This window comes from Streptomyces sp. NPDC053076 (assembly GCF_044546845.1).
Lineage (GTDB): Bacteria > Actinomycetota > Actinomycetes > Streptomycetales > Streptomycetaceae > Streptomyces.
In genome coordinates this window covers 445,676-466,961 of the sequence record NZ_JBITZL010000004.1, presented here as the reverse complement: position 1 = coordinate 466,961, position 21,286 = coordinate 445,676, and the positions used below count along the sequence as shown (strand labels likewise).

The 21,286-nt window shown below is 71.2% G+C and carries 15 protein-coding genes; 5 read left to right on the top strand and 10 right to left on the bottom strand.

The genetic code is table 11. The features are described 5' to 3' along the window. Positions 1-2 precede the first annotated feature (2 nt). Complete coding sequence (locus ACIGYR_RS19510) at positions 3-653, bottom strand: TetR/AcrR family transcriptional regulator (protein WP_391840751.1); 651 nt, start codon at positions 651-653, stop codon at positions 3-5. A gap of 146 nt (positions 654-799) precedes the next feature. Next, complete coding sequence (locus ACIGYR_RS19505; RefSeq protein WP_399597888.1) at positions 800-1,738, bottom strand: diiron oxygenase; 939 nt, start codon at positions 1,736-1,738, stop codon at positions 800-802. A 123-nt stretch (positions 1,739-1,861) separates the two neighbouring features. Here ACIGYR_RS19505 and ACIGYR_RS19500 point away from each other — a divergent pair, with 123 nt between their 5' ends. Next, positions 1,862-2,971, top strand: coding sequence for a ferritin-like domain-containing protein (locus ACIGYR_RS19500; protein WP_399597890.1), 1,110 nt, complete (start codon positions 1,862-1,864; stop codon positions 2,969-2,971). A gap of 58 nt (positions 2,972-3,029) precedes the next feature. Then, entirely contained in the window at positions 3,030-3,869 is an 840-nt protein-coding gene (locus ACIGYR_RS19495; RefSeq protein WP_399598645.1) for a hypothetical protein, read from the top strand. A gap of 19 nt (positions 3,870-3,888) precedes the next feature. Here the strand turns inward: ACIGYR_RS19495 and ACIGYR_RS19490 are convergent, their stop codons facing one another. The 5 genes from ACIGYR_RS19490 to ACIGYR_RS19470 form a co-directional block, all read right to left on the bottom strand. Next, entirely contained in the window at positions 3,889-5,385 is a 1,497-nt protein-coding gene (locus ACIGYR_RS19490; RefSeq protein ID WP_399597892.1) for a penicillin-binding transpeptidase domain-containing protein, read from the bottom strand. Beyond that, entirely contained in the window at positions 5,382-6,743 is a 1,362-nt protein-coding gene (locus ACIGYR_RS19485; RefSeq protein ID WP_391840758.1) for an FtsW/RodA/SpoVE family cell cycle protein, read from the bottom strand. The genes ACIGYR_RS19490 and ACIGYR_RS19485 overlap by 4 nt, the downstream gene beginning before the upstream one ends. Positions 6,744-6,889: 146 nt before the next feature. Continuing rightward, entirely contained in the window at positions 6,890-8,134 is a 1,245-nt protein-coding gene (locus ACIGYR_RS19480; protein ID WP_399597895.1) for an ATP-binding protein, read from the bottom strand. After that, on the bottom strand, positions 8,131-8,961 hold the full coding sequence (locus ACIGYR_RS19475; protein WP_399597897.1) for a hypothetical protein: 831 nt from the start codon (positions 8,959-8,961) through the stop codon (positions 8,131-8,133). The genes ACIGYR_RS19480 and ACIGYR_RS19475 overlap by 4 nt, the downstream gene beginning before the upstream one ends. Before the next feature lie 138 nt (positions 8,962-9,099). Next, complete coding sequence (locus tag ACIGYR_RS19470; protein ID WP_399597900.1) at positions 9,100-9,606, bottom strand: protein phosphatase; 507 nt, start codon at positions 9,604-9,606, stop codon at positions 9,100-9,102. A 100-nt stretch (positions 9,607-9,706) separates the two neighbouring features. Between ACIGYR_RS19470 and ACIGYR_RS19465 the strand changes: the two genes are divergently transcribed. Next, a complete protein-coding gene (locus tag ACIGYR_RS19465) occupies positions 9,707-10,510 on the top strand; it encodes a nuclease-related domain-containing protein (protein WP_399597902.1) in 804 nt (267 codons plus the stop codon). 37 nt (positions 10,511-10,547) lie between these two features. Here the strand turns inward: ACIGYR_RS19465 and ligD are convergent, their stop codons facing one another. Further along, on the bottom strand, positions 10,548-11,435 hold the full coding sequence (ligD, locus tag ACIGYR_RS19460; protein WP_399597905.1) for a non-homologous end-joining DNA ligase: 888 nt from the start codon (positions 11,433-11,435) through the stop codon (positions 10,548-10,550). Between the two features lie 53 nt (positions 11,436-11,488). Between ligD and ACIGYR_RS19455 the strand changes: the two genes are divergently transcribed. Further along, a complete protein-coding gene (locus ACIGYR_RS19455) occupies positions 11,489-12,520 on the top strand; it encodes a Ku protein (protein ID WP_391840768.1) in 1,032 nt (343 codons plus the stop codon). 316 nt (positions 12,521-12,836) lie between these two features. On the opposite strand, the gene ACIGYR_RS19450 is transcribed toward ACIGYR_RS19455, so the two are convergent. Next, positions 12,837-17,189 carry a HEAT repeat domain-containing protein gene (locus ACIGYR_RS19450; protein WP_399597908.1) on the bottom strand — a complete coding sequence of 1,451 codons (4,353 nt, stop codon included), beginning with the start codon at positions 17,187-17,189 and terminating at the stop codon, positions 12,837-12,839. 830 nt (positions 17,190-18,019) lie between these two features. On the opposite strand from ACIGYR_RS19450, the gene ACIGYR_RS19445 reads away from it, so the two are divergent. Then, positions 18,020-20,062: a TerD family protein gene (locus ACIGYR_RS19445; RefSeq protein ID WP_399597911.1), complete on the top strand. Its 2,043-nt coding sequence runs from the start codon at positions 18,020-18,022 to the stop codon at positions 20,060-20,062. A gap of 724 nt (positions 20,063-20,786) precedes the next feature. Here ACIGYR_RS19445 and ACIGYR_RS19440 read toward each other — a convergent pair. After that, a complete protein-coding gene (locus ACIGYR_RS19440) occupies positions 20,787-21,194 on the bottom strand; it encodes a GntR family transcriptional regulator (RefSeq protein ID WP_399597914.1) in 408 nt (135 codons plus the stop codon). Between the last annotated feature and the right edge of the window lie 92 nt (positions 21,195-21,286).

Here is a 21,286-nt window from a genome sequence, read left to right as displayed (position 1 = left end):
TCTCAGCCTTCTTCGGCGAGCGCGCCGACGAGGGCGGCCGTCTGCGGGTCCCGGCCGGCGGTGACGGTGAGAACGGCCACGAACTGCTCCACCAGCCAGTCGCGCAGCTCCTCGACCGGGGGCTGCTTGTCCTCGTCCAGCCAGATCAGCGAGGCCGCCTCCACCGCCGTGATCCACATCCGGACGGTCATGCGCAGGCGTGGGCCGGGCCCGGCGACCCCGAGGTGGTTGTGGATGTGCTCGGCGGCGGCCCGGCGCACCCCGTCCACGATCGCGGTGGTCCTGGACGTCTCCACCACGCTGCCGCCCTGGAGCAGCGCGCTGAAACCGGTGTCGTGCTCGTCGACGAAGGTCAGATAGCGGTCCAGGGCACGGGACAGCCGGGGCAGCAGCGGCCCCACGCGCGGCTCGGCGAAGCACTTCTGGAGCTCTTCGGCGGCCGACCGCAGCGCGGCCTCGTACAGCTGCTGCTTGCCGCCCGGGAAGTACCGGTAGACCAGGGGCCGCGACACCCCGGCCGCCTCCGCCACGTCGTCCAGGGACACGTCCTCGGGGGCGCGGTGCGCGAAGAGGGACAGGGCGGCGTCGAGGAGCTGACTTCGCCGCTCCTCGACACTGAGCCGACGGTAGGCGGGGGTGGCCGACGGGGTCATGCCGTCAGCCTAATCGCCGCCCACCGTGCGGAGCGTGGACGGCCGGGGGTTCGCGCCGGCCGGCCGCGCCCCTTCGGGCGGGGACGCGCGACCGGCCTCAAGGGGTGCGGGGAACCGCGCGGGCACCCCGCCACCCGCAGCCGGCGTCAGGCCAGCAGCCCGGACGACCTCCACAGCCGTCGCCCGACGCCCCGCAGCACGCCGATGTCGTCCAGGAAGTCGGTCAGCCGCTTGGCGCCGGTCTGCATGACCTCGCGGCGGTGTCCGCTGGCCTTCACCTGTGCCAGCGCCTCCCGCTTGTCCAGGCCGACGTTGGTGTAGACCTCGGGGTTGATGAAGGCGATCGAGAACACCCGGGCGAACTCACCGGAGGTGACCCGGGTGAACTCCTGGGACCACTTCGGCGCGGTCACCATCTGGCGCCGCAGCTCCTCACGGGCGTAGCGGACGTGACGTGCCTCCTCCACCACGTGGATGCGGGTGACGCCGCGCACGAGCGGCTGGACCCGCTCGTCGGGGAACGTCAGCCGCTGCATCCAGTCCAGGACCTCCTCGCCGAGCAGCGTGGCGGTGAAGGAGCCGGGAGTCGTGGAGATCGTCTTGAACAGGCGGCCCAGGTTCTGGTGGACACGGCTCACCGGGTACCAGGGCGTGCCGCCCCGCGAGATCAGCCGGGCGAACATCTTCGAGTGCCGGCACTCGTCCTCGATCTCGGTGAGCGCGTACCGCACGTGCGCGCTCGTCGCCGCCTTGTCGTAGATGTGCCGGACCAGCAGCTGCATCAGGATCAGCTCGAACCAGAGGCCGAGCGAGGCCAGGGCCGCCGCCTCGTGCTGGGAGAGCAGGATGCGCTGTTCCTCGCTCATCCGCTTCCACATCGGGGTGTCGTACAGCGAGACCAGCTCCGGCGGCCAGAACCACTTGCCCTCCTCGAAGGGCGCGTCCCAGTCCAGCTCCCTGTCCGGGTCGAAGGAGTGCTTGGCGGAAGAGACGAGCAGCCTTTCGGCCACCTGTTCCCGGTCCTTGAGCAGGCCGAGCGCGTCGCGCAGCCCGTCCAGCGCGTCCGCTTCCGTCAGGGTCGTCATGGCTCCCTCACCTCGTTACCCGGGGGTAGTCGTCCTGCCTCTTATGAGACTGCCTGTCAGCAAGGCCGTCAATCCCTTGCGCAGGACTTGTTGACCCGGCGTCTACGTGTGAGCCTGCGGGGTATGCCGACCCACGACCTCTACGCCGGCGACCCGGGAGACTCCCTCTGGCAGGTGCCCGCCACCGGTGCGGCCCGCTTCAACTGGGAGTACGACGACGGCCGCGACCGCCTGCTCGCCCTGTACCAGAAGGGCAAGGACAAGCAGTGGGACGGACAGAGCCGCATCGACTGGGACCTGGAGGTCGACCCGTACGACGCCCTCGGCACACCCGACGAGGCGATGTCCCTCTACGGCACCCCGTACTGGGACAAGCTCTCCGCCAAGGACAGGAGTGAGCTGCGCCGGCACTACGCCTCCTGGCAGTTCAGCCAGTTCCTGCACGGCGAGCAGGGCGCCATGATCTGCGCGGCGCGCATCGTGGAGTCGGTGCCCGACCTGGACGCCAAGTTCTACTCCGCGACCCAGACCATGGACGAGGCCCGGCACGCCGAGATCTACGGCCGGTTCCTGCACGAGAAGATAGGACTCGTCTACCCGATCAACGACAACCTCCAGTCGCTGCTCGGCGACACCCTGCGCGACAGCCGGTGGGACATGCCCTACCTCGGCATGCAGGTGCTGATCGAGGGCCTGGCGCTCGCCGCCTTCGGCATGATCCGCGACACCACCGACAAGCCGCTGCCCCAGCAGATCCTGACGTACGTGATGCAGGACGAGGCCCGGCACGTGGCCTTCGGCCGGATGGCGCTGCGCGACTACTACAAGCAGCTCACCGACGCCGAACTGCGCGAGCGCGAGGAGTTCGTCATCGAGGGCTGCTACCTGATGCGCGACCGGCTGCGCGGGGTGGAGGTGCTGGAGAACTTCGGCATCCCGAAGGCCGAGGCGGAGGCGCTCAGCGAGCGGTCCGAGTTCCTCCAGCTGTTCCGCAAGCTGCTGTTCAGCCGCATCGTCCCCTGTGTGAAGGACATCGGCCTGTGGGGCGAGCGCCTCCAGCGGGCGTACGCGGACATGGGTGTCTTCGAGATGGGCGACTCGAATCTGGACCTGCTGATGGCGCAGGACGAGGAGCTGGCCGAGCGCCTGGACGCCGAGCGCTTCGCCGCCGAGGAGCGGGCGCGGGTGGCCGAGGTGGAGTCGGCGATCGAGTCCGGGTCGGCGGAGAGCTGACCGGCCCGGGTGCGGTGCCGGTTGCCGCACCCGGGTGCAGTAGCGTGCTGGCGTGTCCATGCCTCCGCCGTCGTACCCGAACCAGCCGCAGCCTCCCTACGGTCAGCAGCCCCCGCAGGCCCCGGGGCCGTACGGCTTGCCGTACCCCCAGCAGCAGCCGTACCCCGCACAGCCGTACCCCCAGCAGCAGCCGTACCCGCCGCAGACGCCCTACCCGCAACAGCCGTACCCCGGCTGGGGCGTGCCGCCCATGGCACCGCCGCCGAAGAAGCGCCGCGTCGGGCTGGTGCTCGGGATCGTGGGCGGAGTCGTCACGCTCGGCATCGTGGGCCTGGTGCTGCTCGGGGCGGCCGTCGAGAGCGGCTTCCCCGAGGCGAAGAACAAGCTCGTCCTGCCCAAGACCCTGCTCGACGAGAAGTACGAACTCGCCAGCGACCTCTCCGACAGCCAGGGGCAGAAGATCGAGGATGACGTCGACAGCGCCTGGGACGCCAAGGTCACCGACGCCGTGATGGGCCGTTACAGCCTCGGCGGCGACGAGACCCGGGGCAGCCTCGTGGTGTCGGGTCTGTACGGGCGGTTCCAGAACCCGGCCGGCGGCCGGCGCTCCATGCTCAAGGGAGCCGGCGACGCCGACGGCGTGACGGTGGCGGTGCCCCCGAAGGACCTCACCCCGTCCGGTACGGACGTCACGATCAGCTGTGAGGTCGTGACCCAGAAGCAGTCCTCGCTGACGCTCACCTACCCGTTCTGCGCCTGGGCGGACGGCAACACGGCGGCCATGGTGGCCAGGATCGACGCGAGCGCCCTGCACACCGCCCCCGCCGACGTGGACATGGACGCCGCCGCCCGCGACGCCGCCGAGGTCCGTACGGAGATGCTCACGCCGATCGACTGACCACCACCGCCGCCCCGGCTCACCTGCCGAGCACGGCCCGCATCACCTCCCTGGCGATCGGCGCCGCGTCCCCGCCGCCGCTGATCTCGCCGCGGTCCGCCGAGGCGTCCTCCACCACCACCGCGACCGCCACCTGCGGCTCCGGCGCGTCCTTGGCCTGCGCCCAGGAGACGAACCAGGCGTACGGCACGCCGGCGTTGCCGAGCCCGTGCTGCGCCGTACCCGTCTTGCCGCCGACCAGCGCGCCCGGGATGGCCGCGTTGGTGCCGGTGCCCTCCTCGACCACGCCGGCCATCAGTTCCGTCAGCCGGGCCGCGGTGGCCGGACGCATCACCTGCCGCCCCGGCCGGGCCCCGCTCCCGGCGACCGTCTCGCCGCCGTGCCGGGTGGTCCGCTCCACCAGGTACGGCGGGCGCAGCAGGCCGCCGTTCGCGACCGCCGCCGCGACCATCGCCATCTGCAGCGGGGTGGCGCGCGTGTTGTACTGCCCGATCGAGGACAGCGCCAGCTGCGCCTTGTCCACGTGCGGGTCGAAGGTGCTGGGCGACACGGAGAAGGGGATGCGCAGGCCCGAGTCGTTGAACCCCAACGCCTGGGCCATGGATGCCATGTCCCGTACCCCGACGTCCACACCCAGCTTGGCGAAGACCGTGTTGCAGGACCACTCGAAGGCGTCCCGCACCGAGGCGTCCACGCAGCCGTCGCCCTCGTTGGTCAGCCCGGTGGTGGTGCCGGGCAGCCGGTAGGGGTCCGGGGAGTCGGTCCGCGCGTCCAGGTCGGTGACCACGCCCGCGTCCAGCGCCGCCGCCGCGGTCACCACCTTGAACGTCGACCCCGGCGGATAGGTCTGCCGTACCGCCCGGTTGAGCATCGGCTTCTCCGGGTCGTGGTTGAGCCGGGCCCACGCCGACGCCACCGCCTCGTTGTTGCCGGACAGCTCCGCGGGGTCGTACGACGGGCTGGTCACCAGCGCCAGGATCCGGCCCGTGGCCGGTTCGACGGCGGCCACCGCCCCCTTGCGCCCGGCGAGTCCGCGGTGCGCGGCCTCCTGTGCCCGCCCGTTCAGGGTGGTGACGACGTCACCTCCGGGATTCCGCCCGCGCGTCACGTCGTTCCACAGCGGCAGCGGCGCCAGCATCGGATCGGCGCCGGAGAGCACCCCGTCCTCGGCATGCTCCAGGAACGAGGTGCCGTACGTCTGCGAGGCGAATCCGGTGACCGGCGCGTACAACGGCCCTTCCAGATAAGCGCGTTCGTAGCGCAGCTGCTCGCCGGTGTCCACGGATGCGGTGACCGGCCTGCCGTCCACCAGGATGTTCCCGCGCGGCTGCTGGTAACGGGCGATGGTGGCCCGGCGGTTGGCCGGGTTGTGGTTGTACTCCCGGGACTGCACGACCTGCACGCGGGTGGCGTTGGCCAGCAGGGCCGCCAGCAGCAGGGCACAGAACGCGCAGGCGTGCCGGATGTACTTCGCCATCGGCCGTCCGCCCTCGGGAAGCCCGCCGTACTCGGTCATGGGGCCTCCCGGCCGTCGTACTGGCTGCGCGCGGAGTCGCTCACCCGGATCAGCAGCGCCACGATCGCCCAGTTGGTGACCACCGAGGACCCGCCCTGGGCGAGGAACGGCATCGCCATGCCGGTCAGCGGGATCAGCCCGGTGACCCCGCCCGCGATCACGAACACCTGCAACGCCACGATCGAGGCGAGCCCGACCGCGAGGAGCCGGCCGAACGGCTCGCGCAGCGCCAGGCCCGCCCGGTAGCCGCGCTCCACCAGCAGTGCGTACAGCAGCACGATCGCCGCCAGGCCCGCGAGGCCCAGCTCCTCCCCGGCCGTCGCCAGGATGAAGTCCGACTTGGTGGCGAAGCCGATCAGGATGGAGTGGCCGAGCCCGAGACCGGTGCCGAGGACCCCGCCGGCGGCGAAGGCGAACAGGGACTGGGAGAGCTGGTTGGGGCCCTGCCCGGCCTCGATGGTGGCGAACGGGTGCAGCCAGTCCTCGATACGCGCGCCCACATGCGGTTCGAGCCGCCCGACGGCGAAGGCGCCGAGCACGGCGAGCAGCAGCCCGACCGCGATCCAGCCGGTGCGTCCGGTGGCGACGTACAGCAGCACCACGAACAGCCCGAAGAACAGCAGCGAGGTCCCCAGGTCCCGTTCCAGCACGAGCACGCCCACGCTCACCAGCCAGATCGTCAGGATCGGCCCCAGCACCCGGCCGGTCGGGAACTGCAGCCGCCACAGCCGGCGGCCGGTGTAGGAGAGCGCGCTGCGGTTGGCGGCCAGGTAGGCGGCGAAGAACACGGCGAGCAGCACTTTCGCGAACTCGCCGGGCTGGATGGAGAACCCGGCGATCCGGATCCAGATCCGGGCGCCGTTGACCGCCGGGAACAGGATCGGCAGCACCAGCAGGACGAGGGCGGCCACCACACAGACGTACGAGTACCGCTGGAGCACCCGGTGGTCGCGCAGCACCAGGACGACGCCGATGAACAGGCCCACCCCGAGCGTGGACCACACCAGTTGGGTGGGGGCGGCCTGGTCGCCCGGCGTCTCCAGGTCCAGCCGGTAGATCAGGACCAGCCCCAGACCGTTGAGCAGCACGCCGATGGGCAACGGCAGCGGATCGGCGTACGGTGCCCGGATCCGCACCGCGATGTGCGCGAACAGGGCGAGCACGCCGAGCCCGGCACCGTAGCCGACGGCGCCGGGCGGGACGGTACCGGTCCGGGCCACTCCCACCGCGCAGTAGCCGTACACGGACAGCAGGACGGCAAGCACGAGCAGGGCCAGCTCGATGCCCCGGCGGCGGGGGAGGCGTACGGCGTGCGCGGGAGCGGGGGCCGCCGCCACGGTCGTTCCGGCCTTCGTCATGCCGGGAACCTACCCAAACAGGGCGTCTTGTGCGCGACGCCGCCCGGAGGCAGCGCCTCGAAAGAGGCGCGCTGCCGTGTCGGTGCGGGGCTGTGCCGCAGGGGTGCGACCATCACGGCGCCTCCGCGGTCCGCGACGCCCGGGTGCTACTCGGTCACGGGCAACGTCAGCGTCGCCACCGCGCCGCCGTCCACCGCGTTGGTGAACGAGAGCCGGGCCCCCAGAACCTCCGCCTGGCCCAGCGCGATGGTCAGGCCGAGCCCGTGCCCCTTGGCGCCGCCCTCCGTACGGAACCGCTGCGGCCCGTGCGCCACCAGATACCCGGGATACCCCTCCCCGTGATCCCGTACGGTCACCACGGCCCCGTCCACCGTGAGCACCACCGGCGCCCGCCCGTGCTTGTGGGCGTTGGCCACCAGGTTCCCCAGCACCCGCTCCAGCCGCCGCCGGTCGGTCTCCACCCGCGCGTCGCGGAGGATCCGCACGTCCGTCTCCGTGCCCGAGGCCCGTACCACCCGCCCGGCCAGGGCACCCAGCTCCTCGGTGTCGATTTCCAGCTTCTCCCGCCGGGTGTCCAGCCGGGAGATCTCCAGCAGGTCCTCGGTGAGGGTGCGCAGCGCCGCCACCCGGTCCCGCACCAGTTCCGTCGGCCGGCCCGGCGGCAGCAGCTCGGCCGCCGCGTGCAGTCCGGTGAGCGGGGTGCGCAGCTCGTGCGCCACGTCCGCGGTGAACCGCTGCTCGCTCAGCAGCTTGCCCTGCAAGGAGGAGGCCATCGAGTCCAGCGCGGCGGCCACCACGGCGACCTCGTCCTGCGGGCGGGACGGGTCCTGCGTGCGCGGGTCGTTCACCCGGGCGTCCAGGTCGCCGGCGCTGATCCTGCGCGCCACCCGCGCCGTGCCGTGCAGCCGCCGGGTCACCCGGGTCACCGCGAACACGCCGACCAGCACCGTCGCCCCGATCGCCAGCATCGACGACCACAGGATCGACTGGTCGAGACCGGTGATGGTGCGGGACTGCTGCGAGTAGTCGACCTCCACGGCGAGCGCCCGGTGCCCGGCCACCGGCCCCGCCGCCCACATGGTCGGGCGCCCCCGGTAGGTGGCGACCATCGTGCCGCGCCGGCCGCCCACCGCCAGCGAGCGCAGCGGCGCGGGCAGTCCCCCGGGGTCCACCGCGGCACCCGGCAGCAGCGTGTCCCCGGCCTCGTACGCCTGCGTGGCGTCCCCGAGCCGGGACAGCGCCAGGTCGCGGGCCTGGCCGACGGTCTGGTTGGTCACCGAGACATGCACCAGGACACCGAGCAGCGCGGCCAGCGCGCAGCACATCACCGTGATGAACGCGGCGGCCTTGACGGCGAGGGCCCCGGCCCAGTGGGGCAGCGCGATCCTCATCGCTCGCCCGGGGAGGCGGGGGCCGAGGGCGTGGCGGACGCGGGGGCGGAGGTGCTGGCGGAGGCGGCGGCAGAGGCAGACGCGGGGGCGGAGGGGGAGGGGGCGGAACTGGCGGAGGTGGAGGCCGACGGGGACGGTGTCCTGCTGGGGCGGCCGTCGCCGACGTGCAGGTACTCGTCGCGGGAGAACACCATCGCGCGCTGGCCCGGGTCCCACACCCAGGTGGTGCGGTACTCGTATCCGGAGATGTCGGCGGGCGAGCGTTCGATCAGTGCCCGCCCGGCCAGCTCCACCCCGATGATCGCGTCGTTGTCGGCCAGCACCTGCACCAGCCGGTGCCGCTCGACGGTGTAGACCCGTACCGCCGTCTGGTTGGTCGGGTACAGCCGGAAGCCGAGCGTCAGGTCCGCCCGGCCGTCCCCGGTGAGGTCCCGGTAGTACGGCTTCAGCAGCGGGCACCGGGCCCGGTCCCCGCCCGGCCGGCACTCCTTCATCCGGTCCTCGGTCGCGTGGTACGCCCCCTTGGACCCGTAGTCGTCGGGGTGCGCCTTCAGCTCCGCCTCGACGACGTCCACCGGATCCACCTTCCGGATGTCGTCACCGGGAACCGTGACGCCCTTGACGGTCTCCCGGGTCGCCACGTCGTACGGGTAGGCCGGGCTGGACGCGGGCCTGAGGTCCGGCCAGAGCTTGGCGGGGCTGACGGCGGTCGGGGTCGGCCCGGCGCCGCGCAGCCCGCCCGTGTCCCCGCAGGCCGCCGCCGTCGCCGACAGCAGGGCGACGGCGGTCATGGCGAGGGCGGTGCGCGCGGGACGACGGGCTGGCACGGTGCTCCTGGGCGTCGGGGTCGGCTCGGCGGGGGTCCCGTCCACCATAATTCGTGGGTTCGTAGGGAAGTGTTCTCAGATTCCGACGGAAATCCGCTTTGTGCGCTTTGCGCACCGGACGCGGTGCTGGGAGAGAGGCTACTCGGCCAGCTCCTCCAGCAGCCGCGCGGTCACCAGACCCGTCCGCAGGTACTCCACGAACAACTCGTTGTGCAGCGCCCACGCCGAGCGCCGGGCCCGGATCAGCTGGATCACCTGGTCGGTCGTGTCACCCCGCTGGACCAGAGCGTGCGCGACGACCAGCCCCGAGCGGTTGTACCCGTGGTAACAGCGCACGAGCACCCGGCGGCCGGCGTCCAGCGCCTCGTTCGCCGCGCGCGCCAGCCGGATCACCCCGGCCAGCTGCGTCCCGTCCAGCGGCCCGTCCGGAATCGGCCACACATGGTGCTCCACGCCCGGATCGGGCCCGTACCCCGGCAGTCGCAGCAGGGACTGCACCACATCGAACTCACTCCGCACGACGGCGAGCTCCAGGCGTCCGGAACGGCCCCGGAACTCGTGCCCGCCCATCCACAGGCCGGGCACGATCTCGCTCCACGGGCACTCCGGAGCCGGTACGTCGGGCTGCTTTCCGCGGGTCCGCAACGGCGCCTCCCCAACTCCCCCTCACCGGGCCGCCCTCCACGGTAACCGGTCTTGCCCCGGGAGCACCCCGCCTGTTCCCATGGTCGAGGGGTGATGGCGCATGAGCGGACTGCGCGTGGTGCCGGCCTACCGGCACGGCCGGGAGCGGCTGTACGTCTGCCGCGAGGACGGAAGCAATGTCGCCTGGTACGACCGCGAGACAGGCCGGGTGAACCTGCTCGGCGAGGACCGCAGGGACGAGGTGCTCCACGCCCTGAAACCCTTCCTCACCGGCCAGGTGACCGTGGGGCCGCCCCCCGTCCCGACACCTGCCGAACTGGCCCGGCTGACCCTGCACCCGGACGACGACCTGGCCCCCAACCGTCCCGGCGAGGCGCTGCTGGTCGCCCTCGAACGCGACCCCGGACCCGCCCGCCGGCTGCGCCCCGACCCGCGCCGGCGCGCCCTGACCGCCGAGCAGGCCGTCGGTCAGGGACTGGACCGGCTGGAGGGCGCCGGCTGGCACACCCTGCACTCCGTGCCGCTGCCCGGCGGCGACCGCATCCACCACCTGGCGATCGGACCCGGCGGCCTGCTCGCCGTCCACGCCCTCTACGCCCGCAAGGCCCGGGTCCTGGTCGCCGACCCGATGGTCACCCTGGGCCGCCGCGAGGCCGAGCCGCTGCTGCGCCGGCTGCGCGCCGACGCCGACCGCGCCTCCTACGCCCTGACCGCCGAGGTCCGCCCGCTGCTGGCCCTGGTGGAGCCGGCCGAGGTGACCGTGACGGCGCAGCCGCGCGGAGTGCGGGTCCTGCGCGAGGGCGAGCTGGCGGGCCTGGCCCGGCTGGGCGGGGTCCTCAAGCCGGCGGACGTGGAGGCACTGCACGGGATGGCGCGGGACCGGAACACCTGGCGCAGGGTGTAGGCCAGGGCAGGGGTACGGCCCTGGCGCAGGGTGTGGGTCAGGGCAGGGGTACGGCCCCTCCCGGATCCGTCAGCGGAGCCATCAGATCGCCGAGGTCCTGGAGCCGCGGGGCGATGTCGTCGGCCTGGAACTCCAGCTGTGCCGGGTTCCGGCAGCCGGCGACCTCCTCCCAGGTCACCGGCGCGGAGACCAGCGGGGTCCGGCGGGCGCGCACCGTGTACGGGGCGGCCGTGGTCTTGCGGGCCGCGTTCTGGCTCCAGTCGACGAACACCTTCCCCGGCCTGAGGCTCTTGGTCATCCGGTGCACCACCAGCCGGGGCATCGCCCGCTCGGCCTCCACCGCCAGCGCCTTGGCGTACTCGGACGTCCGTTCGGAGGAACTGCCGCGCACCGCCGCCAGCAGATGCAGCCCCTTGGACCCGGCGGTCTTCGGGTACGCCTCGATCCCGTCCGCCGCGAGCCGCTCGCGCAGCCACAGGGCGACCTCGCAGCAGTGCACGAGGTGCGCGGGTGGCCCCGGGTCGAGGTCGAAGACCAGCCGGTCCGCCTCGTCCGGTGTCTGCACCAGCCACTGGTGGGTGTGGAACTCGGTGACGAGGTTCGCCGCCCAGACGAGACTCGGCAGATCCCCCACCACCACCATCCGGGCCGGACTGTCCGCCGACGACCGCGGCACCTCGGCGGTCGTGACCCAGTCGGGTGTACCCGGCGGAACGTTCTTGGTGAAGAACAGCTGCCCGTCCGGGCCGTCGGGATAGCGCAGGAAGGACACCGCCCGGTCGCGCAGATGCGGCAGCAGGGCCCCGGCGCTGGTCGCGTAGTAGTGCAGCAGCTCCCCTTTGGTGAAGCCGGTCTCCGGATACAGCACCTTCTCCAGGTTGCTGAGCGCGACCCGGCGCCCCTCCACCTCTGTGATAGGCGTCATAGGATGACAATCCCAGACGAAACGGAAGATTCGGGAAAGGAAGGGTGCGGCACGTGCGATCGATATGGAACGGCGCCATCTCCTTCGGTCTCGTCAGCATCCCGATCAAGCTGGTGAACGCCACCGAGAGCCACGCGATCTCCTTCCGCCAGATCCACACCGAGGACAACGGCCGCATCCGCTACCGCAAGGTGTGCGAACTGGACGAGCGCGAGGTCAGCCAGGCCGAGATCGGCAAGGGGTACGAGGACGCCGACGGCACGATCGTCCCGATCACCGACGAGGACCTCTCCCACCTGCCCATCCCGACCGCCCGCACCATCGACATCGTGGCCTTCGTGCCGGCCGACCGGATCGACCCGCTCCAGATGGGTGCGGCGTACTACCTCGCGGCCGGCGGAGCCCCCGCCGCCAAGCCGTACACCCTGCTCCGCGAAGCCCTCAAACGCAGCAACAAGGTCGCCATCGCCAAGTACGCGCTGCGCGGCCGGGAACGCCTCGGCATGCTCCGCGTGGTCGGCGAGGCCATCGCCATGCACGGCCTGCTGTGGCCGGACGAGGTCCGGGCCCCGGAGGGCGTGGCCCCCGACACCGACGTCACCATCCGCGACAAGGAGCTCGACCTCGCGGACGCCCTGATGGACACCCTCGGCGAGGTCGACCTGGACGACCTGCACGACGAGTACCGGGAGGCGCTGGAGGAGGTCATCGCGGCGAAGGCGTCCGGCGAGGCCCCGCCCGAGGCCCCGGCCCCCGCCGCCGGCGGCAAGGTGCTGGACCTCATGGCCGCGCTGGAGAACAGCGTGCGGGCGGCACGGGAGTCGCGTGGCGCCGTTGACGCGGAGGCCGAGGTCAGGCCACTGCGGCGGGGGCGGGCCGCACCCAAGGAGACGGGGGGCAAGAAGTCGACGTCCGCGTCCGCCAAGAAGACGGCCGCGGCGAAGAAGGCCACGCCGGCGCGGAAGTCGACGTCCAAGGCGGGGGAGGGGGGCAAGAAGACGGCGACGGCCAAGTCGACGGCCAAGTCGGCCACGGGGAAGAAGACGGCGGCGAAGAAGACGACGGCGCGCAAGCGGACGGCTTGAGGCGGGCTCGCACCGGACAGGTACGGGTCCGACTCCGGCCGCGACGCGCCGGAACCAGAGCCCCCAACCCCGGCAAGCGCAGAAGACCCCCTGCTCCCTTGGGCCTTCGGCCCCCGCTCCGTACGCCCTTCCCCCCCCCCCGCAGCCCTGGTACGGCACCGACCGCACCACCGGTGCACAGACCGGCCGCACGGGTTCAGGTCCGCTCCTGGCCCCCCGGCCGCATGGTTCAGGTCCGTTCCCGCCCCCCGGCCGCACGGTTCGGGTCCGCGCCTGCGCCCCGGCCGCACGGTTCAGGTCCGCTGCCGACCGCAGGTCACGCGTCCGCGCGGCGGAACGCCGCCGCCACGTCCAGCGCGACCCGTGCCGCCCGCCGCGCGGCCTCGGTCTGCTTGGCCTTCTTGTCCACGGTCATCTCCTCGTCACCGAGGTCGCTGACACACTTGAGCATCGCCCCGCCGACGAACTCCTTCGCCTTGAACGCCTCCCAGATCGCGTGCAGCACCCCGTGCGCCTCGGTCTCCACCCCGCCGATGTCGGCGGACAGACCGAGCAGCTGGGCGCGCAGGTCGGAATCCCGCCAAGCGATCACCTTCTCACCGCTGGCGAAGTCCTTCACCAACAACTCGACGCCGTCCAGCGACGCGTCCAGCCTGCCCCGGGTGTCGAGCCTGGTGACGAGCCGGAGCACCTGTTCGTCCGTCCGGTACACCTGCGGCCGCAGGCCGCCCCCCTCCGGTCGTACCTTCTCCGGGCCGTAGTCGAACACCTCCCGCGCCAACAGCACGTCGCCCAGCGACACCCCGCGCTCCCCGAAGCCACCGCACACCCCGACCAGGAACACCAGGTCCGGCCGGAACGCGGACAGCAGGTCGCGCGTCACCGCCGCCGCCGACTGGCCACCCTGGTCGGTGGCCTGCGCGGTGACCACCCGGACCGGGGGCTGACCCGCGGAGGCCAGCTCGAAGACGTCGTAGTACCGCCCGTCGCGCTGCACCTCGGTCGTGGTGGTGCCGCGCTCGTCGAGCGCGTGGAAGAGCGCCTTGGTCTCCACCGGCACGGCCGTGAGCAGAGCGACGTGGTACTCGTCGCCGGTCCTGGGTGCGGTCACTTCGAACCTCGACTTCCGTTGTTCGCGGAACCCGGCGAGCACCGCCTCGGGCTTGCTGGTGAACGACTCGACATCGGACTGCACGCGCCTGCGCTCCGCCAACGACTCCCGTTCGACGACCAGTGCCGCCGCGAGGTGCGGATTCCCCGACGAGTCGGTGCCCGTCAGCGCCACGATGCGGGAGAAGACCCGTTCCGCGACGGGCAAGGGGAGCAGGCGCAGTTGGGTGAGCGGCGGAATGACCGTCGTCCAGTGGGTGTCCTTCCGCGTGAGCAGGTGGACGACGCTGGGGAGCAGGGAGTCGGTGTAGGCCGGCTGTTCGGCCGCGGCGCGCACGACGGCCGCCGCCGCGACGCCCAGTACGCCCGAGTCGGTGTCCCGGGGCCGCTTGTCCTTCCGCGGGCGCTCGGGCGCGATGATGAACTTGATCAGGTTCGCGTCCGCCTGACCCGCCCGTGCCAGCCCTTCGAGAGCCGTCGTACGGTTCAGCGGGTCCCTGTCCTCGCGGATCACGCCGACCAGCCAGTCCTTCGTCTCCGGCGTGATCTCCCGGCGGGCCACCAGGTCGACGATCGCCCCGCGCAGCGCGCGTCCGTGCCGGTCACGGGCGGTGAACTTCAGCCGGTCGGCCACCTGCGTTATCCAGACCTCGTCCCCGGTGTCCAGGTGGGCGAGGGAACCCACGGCAGCGCGCCGCGTCTGATAGGTCTCCTCGGGGTTGCCGATGGTGGCTCGCAGCACCTCCGCCGCCGCCGGATCGCCCAGGTGCCCGAAAGCGTTGGCGGCCGATCCACGCACCCGGTCGTCCGGATCGTGGAGCAGCGAGTCGGTGAGCGGGGCCAGGGCACCGGGGGCGTGGACGCGGCCGAGGGCGTGGGCGGCCGCCCCCCGGGTGTGGGTGTCGGTGTCGTCGGCGAGGGCGATGGTGAGCGCGTCGAGGGCGCCGGGGTCGCCGATGCGCCCCAGGGCGTTGGCCGCGGACGTCCGGGCGAAACTGTCGGGGTCACCGGTGAGCGCGGTGGCGAGGGCGGGGACGGCTCGGGGGTGGCCGATGCGTCCCAGAGCCTCGGCCGCCGATCCCCTGGCGCGGCTGTCGGTGTCCTCGGCGAGGGCGGTGATGAGCGCGTCGAGGGCGCCGGGGTCGCCGATGCGGCCGAGAGCCGTCGCGGCCGCCCCCCGGACATTGGACTCGATGTCGCTGAGGGCGGCTGTGAGCGCGGGGACCGCCTGGGGGTGGCCGATGCGGCCGAGAGCGGTGGCGGCCGACCCCTGGACGATGGCGTCGGTGTCGGTGAGGGCGATGGTGAGCGCGGGGACCGCCTGGGGGTGGCCGATGCGGCCCAGGGCGTTGGCCGCCGACCCGCGGACGATGGCGTCGGCGTCGGTGAGGGCGATGGTGAGCGCGGGGACCGCCTGGGGGTGGCCGATGCGGCCCAGGGCGGTGGCGGCCGAGCCCCGGACGCTGCCCTCGTCGTCGGTGAGCACGTCGGCGAGGGCGGTGACGGCACGGGGATGGCCGATGCGGCCCAGGGCGGTGGCGGCCGAGCCCCGGACACTGGCCTCGTCGTCGGCGAGGGCGGTGGTGAGCGCGGGAACCGCCTGGGCGTGGCCGATGCCGCCGAGGGCGGTGGCGGCCGAGCCCCGGACACTGGCGTCGGCGTCGGCGAGGGCGGTGGTGAGCGCGGGGACCGCCTGGGCGTGGCCGATGCCGCCGAGGGCGGTGGCGGCCGCCCCCCGGACCGCGGCGGCGCGGTCGGTCTTCGTGGCCTCCATCAGGTCGGGCACGGTCCGCAGCACGCCGATGCGCCCGAGCGCGGTGGCGGAGGCGCCGCGGACCGGGTCGTCCGGGTCGGCCAGCATCGCCGCCCGCAGGTCGTCGACGTCCTGCTCACCGCCGTTGCTGCTCAGCCAGTTCGCGCTGCGCCGGCGCGCCAGCGGATCGGTGTGTTCGCGCAGCCACACCCGCCGCTTCGCGGCCAGGGCCTCATCGCGATCGGGCGCCTTCGGTGCCAGCTCCTTCTTGTTCCGCTGATGCGTCTGGCGCAGCCGCTGAAGCGCCTGGGCGTCCAGCGAGCCGTTCCACAGTGCGGCGAAGACGTCGTCCGCGAAATCCGGGTCCTTGGCGTTGAGCGCCCGCAGCAGACCCCGCTGGAGCCCGTCCCGCAGCACGGTGGGCGGCAGGCTGGCCAGCACCCCGGCCAGGCGGTCGCGTGTCTGGCGCCCCTGATGGAAGCAACGGCCGAGCCGTCGCCACAGCACCCCGCGCACCTCGTCACCCAACACGCCCCGGTTGGCCAACAGGATGTCCACCATCAGCTCGGGCGGCAGCGGCTTGGCGCCCGGGGCGAGCAGGTCCAGCACGGCGCTGTCCGGGTCGGGTTGCAGACCGACCCAGTCGCCCAGGCACTGGTCCAGGTACACGGGGTCCAGCACCACGGGGGGCGGGCTGGTGTTCTGCCACGCCAGCGCCAGGCCGAAGTCCACGAAGGCCGGGTGGATGAGGCTGTACTGGCCGTCCGCCGCGTCACCGACCGGCTCGACCATCTGCGTGTCCTGGAACGCCTTCACCGTGTGGGCGATCTCGTCACCGTCGTCCCACACCCGGCCGAGCAGCGCCTCCACGTCCCGGACGAGGAAGTCCGCGTTGCCCTTGCCCGTGGTGATCGCGGCCAGTGCCGCAGCGCACAGCGCCGCCTCCATACCGAGCCCGCGCTTCGCCGCGTCCTTCTCCGCCTTGCCGAACCTGCCCTCGCTGTTGGGCCGGACCACGGTCTCCCGAAGCAGGTCCGCGCGGCTGCGCGGGATCTCCCGGTCCTTGACGGACCGCGTGCCGAGCAGCCAGTCGGTCAGCAGCGACAGCATGAACGGGTTGGACGCCACGCCCAGCATGTCGCCCGACCTGATCTCGGCCAGCGCTTCGGACGCCGACCCGTCGCGCATCCCCAGGTAGGTCTCGATGTCCTGCTCGCCCAGCGGCTCGATGGATATCGTCTCGACATCGCGCAGGATGGTCCGGTCCAGGTCGTCGACTTCGCTACGGGACGTCGCCAGCACCGTGAAGTCGTGCGACCCCGCCGCCAGCTGCCAGATGAAGTTCCACTTGGGCGTGTCCTCGAACTCGCGCTCCAATTCGTTCAACGCGTCGACCAGGAAGACCACGCGTTTCTGCTTGACGTGCGCTTTCCATAACTTCTCGTCGACGCCCGACGGGCGTAATTGCCTGGCGAATTCCACGACACCCAGACCTTGCACGTCCAACTGCCGGATCAAGCGGTTGTCGACGACGGCACAGGGAGTCTCACGGTCCAGGAGCGCGATCGCGTACTGCAGGACGGCGGTGCTCTTGCCGCTGCCCGCGCCGCCGGTCACCAGCCATGTCTTGGGCCTGGGGTCGGACTTGGACCGGTGCGCCGACAATTGCTCGAGGAGCGCGTCGAACCGAAGGCGCTCCCCGGACTCGTCCGCGGAACCGTGGACCCGGAAAGTGGGGCGGAGGTAGTGCTCGACGGTTCTGCTCACCAACCGGGCGCGCATCGCGCTGTACGGCGAACCGCTCATTCGTCCCCCGTGTCCGCTCTACGCCACCCCGACGAATGTGATCCAAGCTAGCACGCACGAAACCCGTTGAATACGGAATCTCCGCGTTCCCCCGACGCCCTCCACCGCGCCCCTGACCACCGCCACCGCGCCTGCGACCACCGCCGGACGCACGACGATCGCGGTCCGGAGAACCGGCCGGGGGAAGCGGTTCGGCCCGTGCCGATCCCCCCTCAGCTCCTCGCCGTCCTTCGCCGGCACCCCGATACCTGCGGCACTGCGGAAGATGGTCGGCTCTTCACCAACGAGCGTGGGGGAGTGGTCGGCTCGTCGGCCTACCACCGCGGCCGGCAGGGAGCCCGGGCGCTCGCCTTGCGCAGCCGGCGGGCCGGCGCCTCCGCCGGCTGCGGTCGCTTCGCCGCCGGCCGCGCGGCCGTACGACCTCAGGCACCCGGCACTGTCGACGTGACTCGACTCCGGGGTGGACGCGACTGAGGTCGCCGAGCGAGCAACAGCGTCGAGGTTGTGCTGAGCCGCTATGCCAAGTGCATAGACGGCAGGCAGGAGGTCCCCCACCGCAAGCGATGAGCTGCTGCGCGAGCACGAGTGATCTCGCGCGCCGCTACGCACCAGGGCCCGGGAGACCGGTCCGGGCCTTCCGCTCGATGACCCACCAGGGCAGACACCTCAAGATCATCTCCACGAGGACTCCGCAGATTCTCCGCGGCCTCTACGATCGCACTCAGTGGGCATTACAGTCATCCGTGTGTGGCTCGTCACTTCGTGCTGCGCATCAGGCAGCTGGGGCGGGGGGTGCTTCTCGTGCCCAGGTTGCGTCGTTTGGGGGCTATATGCGCGAAATGGTCAAAGGCTCGAACGTATCTTTGTCGGCCCTGAGTGAGAACGTCGGTTCGGTGATCGTCAGTCTGGGCTGGGGCAGCCCGACCGGCGAAGGGGATGCCGATGTGTCCGTCCTGCTGCTGGACGCGAACGGCAAGGTCCGCAGCGACACCGACTTCTACTTCTACAACAACCAGGTTGCCGCCGACGGGAGCGTGCAACTTCTGGGCAAGACGCCGACGGCGGACGGAAGCGAGGACCGGATCAGCTTCGACTTGACCGCGGTCCCCTCCGAGGCCGACCGCATCGTCGTGGCTGCCAGCCGGTACAAGGGCGCTCGCTTCGGAGATTTGGAGGGCGTGAAGCTGTCGTTGGCGGACGGGAGCGGTGAGGAACTCCTCCGCTTCGCCATCGACGACGTCGACTCGGTGAGTGCGATCATCTTTGGTGAGTTGTACCGGCGTGGGGAAGAGTGGAAGTTCCGCGCAGTCGGTCAGGGCTACGACACGGGCCTCGCCGGACTGGCCACGGACTTCGGCGTGAACATCGAGGACGACGCGGAGGCAGACGAAGCCCAGGACGACGTCGGCATCGATGACCAGGCGGACACGACGGCACCGGTGCCGACCGACGAACCGACGCCGCAAGGGACTCTGGGGGCCGTTCCCGCTCCTCGTCGGCCTGGCGACGGGGCCGAGCCGAGAAAGCCGAGCACGCGGCCTCGTACCGCGAAGAAGAAGGTCACTCTACCCAAGGCGGCCAAGAAGACGCTGGCGGAGAACGAGTCGTGGAAAGAGGCCCGACTCTTCCCGGTATCGGTGCTCAAGAGTGACCGGGACCGCGAGATGCGTGCGACCTCGGTGCTGCTGTCGGTGATGGCACAGGTGCCGGAGTTCGGCAGGAGGCTCACCGCCGCGTTCGGAGCGCCGGCCGGCCGTATGGAGACTTTCACCGAGGTCACCCTTCCGCATGGTGACAGCCCGCGGCGCCCTGATGGAGTGATCCGTGTCGAGCGGGCCGGCAAGCTGTGGACGGCGCTGGTCGAGACGAAGACCAACGGCAATGCCCTCAAGGCCGAACAGGTACAGGCATACATGGACATCGCCGCGCGCCGTGGCTATGAAGCCGTGATCACCCTCTCGAACGACGTCGCCTTGGAGGGCAGCCCGCTCGTCGACGTGAAGATCGATGGACGGCGAAAGCACAAGGTGGCTCTCCGGCATCTCTCATGGGCGGAAGTCGCTCACCAGGCCCAGATGCTGATCCGGCACGAGGGCGTGGGCAACGCGGCGCACGCCTGGCTCCTTCAGGAACTGCTGCACTACTTGCAGCACGAGAACTCTGGATGCCACGGCTTTCAGAACATGGGGCCGGCCTGGGTACCGGTCCGCAACGGGATCGACGACGAAACCCTGTGCCAGGGAGACCGGCGCGCACTGGAGGTCGTGGAGAGCTGGGAGCGGCTCATTCGCCAGGTCTGCCTCCGGCTGGGCGGCGAACTGGGGCAGAAAGTACTGCCCGTCCCGCCCACCAAGCGTGGAAACGATCCGAAGGCGCTCCGGGACCGCCTCGCCGATCAGCTCTGTCGCGACGGGAAGCTTCAAGCGGAGCTGCGCATCGAGGGAACACCCGGGGTTCTGGGGATCAGCGCAGACCTGCGTACAGGCAAGCTCCGTACCTCCATCGAGATCCCGACACCTGAGCAGGGCTACCCGCTGGCGTGGGCGAAGCGGCTCGTCCGGCGCTTGGCTGAGGCACCTGCGGATCTCCACATCGAAACCCTCATCGAAGGGGAGACGGGCGGCCCACGGGGGACGCTGGAACGGCTCCGCCCCGAGCCGGCGGACATGCTGCCCAAGGAGAACGGCGCCCAAATCGCAGGCTTCCGCCTGTCCCTGTTCAAGAGCATGGGAAGCAGCCGCGGCAATGCGGAGTCCGGGTTCATCCGTAGCGTCGACGACGCGGTGCACCGCTTCTACACCACCGTGGTGGTCCAGCTGGACGGTACGACGCCTCGCCGAACGCCGTCCAAGGGAGGGGTGACGACGGGCTGACGCTCGGCGATCACCCTGCCGGCCTCGGACTGGACGTGGCCGTGGTGATCACAGCCGACAGGAGGTCGCCAACCGCAGGACCGAAGAGGTGTTGCGCGAGCACGAGTGAACGCCTGCGTGGCAGGCCTTCACACTCCGGTGTGGGACAGATCCGAGGAGGGCGCCGGACTTGCTCCCACGAGGATCGAGGGCGGCAACAACGTCTGTTGGGTGCTGCGGCGCTGCCGAGACACATCCTCCATAGCCGAGCACTTCGCATGGGCCGGCTTGCGGTCGACGTCGTCTTCCTGGCGAGGCGGGAACCGGCTGGTGTCAGGTGGAGCTCGACCGGCAGAGGGCGCGGATGCTGAAGTCACGTACGGCCCCTGGATCCGTCCGGGGGCCTTCGCATCTCCTGGCCTGACCCGGGGCGTGCCCCGAGATCCTCTCCGCGAATAGCCCACAGACCCCGACATACGCCCGCTCCGAGCGGCACACGTCTGCACATACGCGAAGACCCCGTCCTCAGAGTTCTCGCTGAAGCGGGGTCTTTGGGCACCTCATAGCGGGTGCCCCCGGCAGCATCCGAACCTGCGCACACGGCTCCGGAGGCCCATTGAGCCTCCGAGAAAGCCGCTGGTCAGAAGCTATATCCCCTCCGGGTTGCCAGAATCAGTCGCCAGACAGTCCGGCCAGGCACCCTCACGGCCATCGCAGGAGGCCCACGGTCCGCAGCCCGTTCGCATTACGGGCGGTCGGGGATGGTGTCCTCTCGCCGTCCACCAGGCCGGTCCTTGAGCTGCTGCTCGATGGATGCCAGCCGCTCGTTCATCTTGTTTAGCTCAAGCCGGATCGATTCGAGCTGGGTTGCGACGGCCGCCTCCAAGACATGAGGCTTCAGCGCTTGCGGATTGGCTTCTGTGGAAGTGTGAACGAACACCCCACGGCCTTGTTGGGAAATCACGAGCCCTTCATCGCGAAGGACGCGTAGCGCGTGCTGGACTGTCATCAGCGCCGTACCGAACTCCTTCGCCAGCTCCCGGCCGGACGGGAGTCGACTTCCAGGTCCTAGCTTTCCGGTTGCGATGTCTTCGCGGAGGGTGGCGGCGATTTGCAGGTAAGCCGGGCGTTGATCATCAGGGTTCAACTCCATCTAGCGATCCTAGTCGTTCTAGGTCAGTTGAACGCATCGCCTTGTCGACCACTGGCCACCTAGGTAACCTCTGAGTGATCTAGGTCGACCTA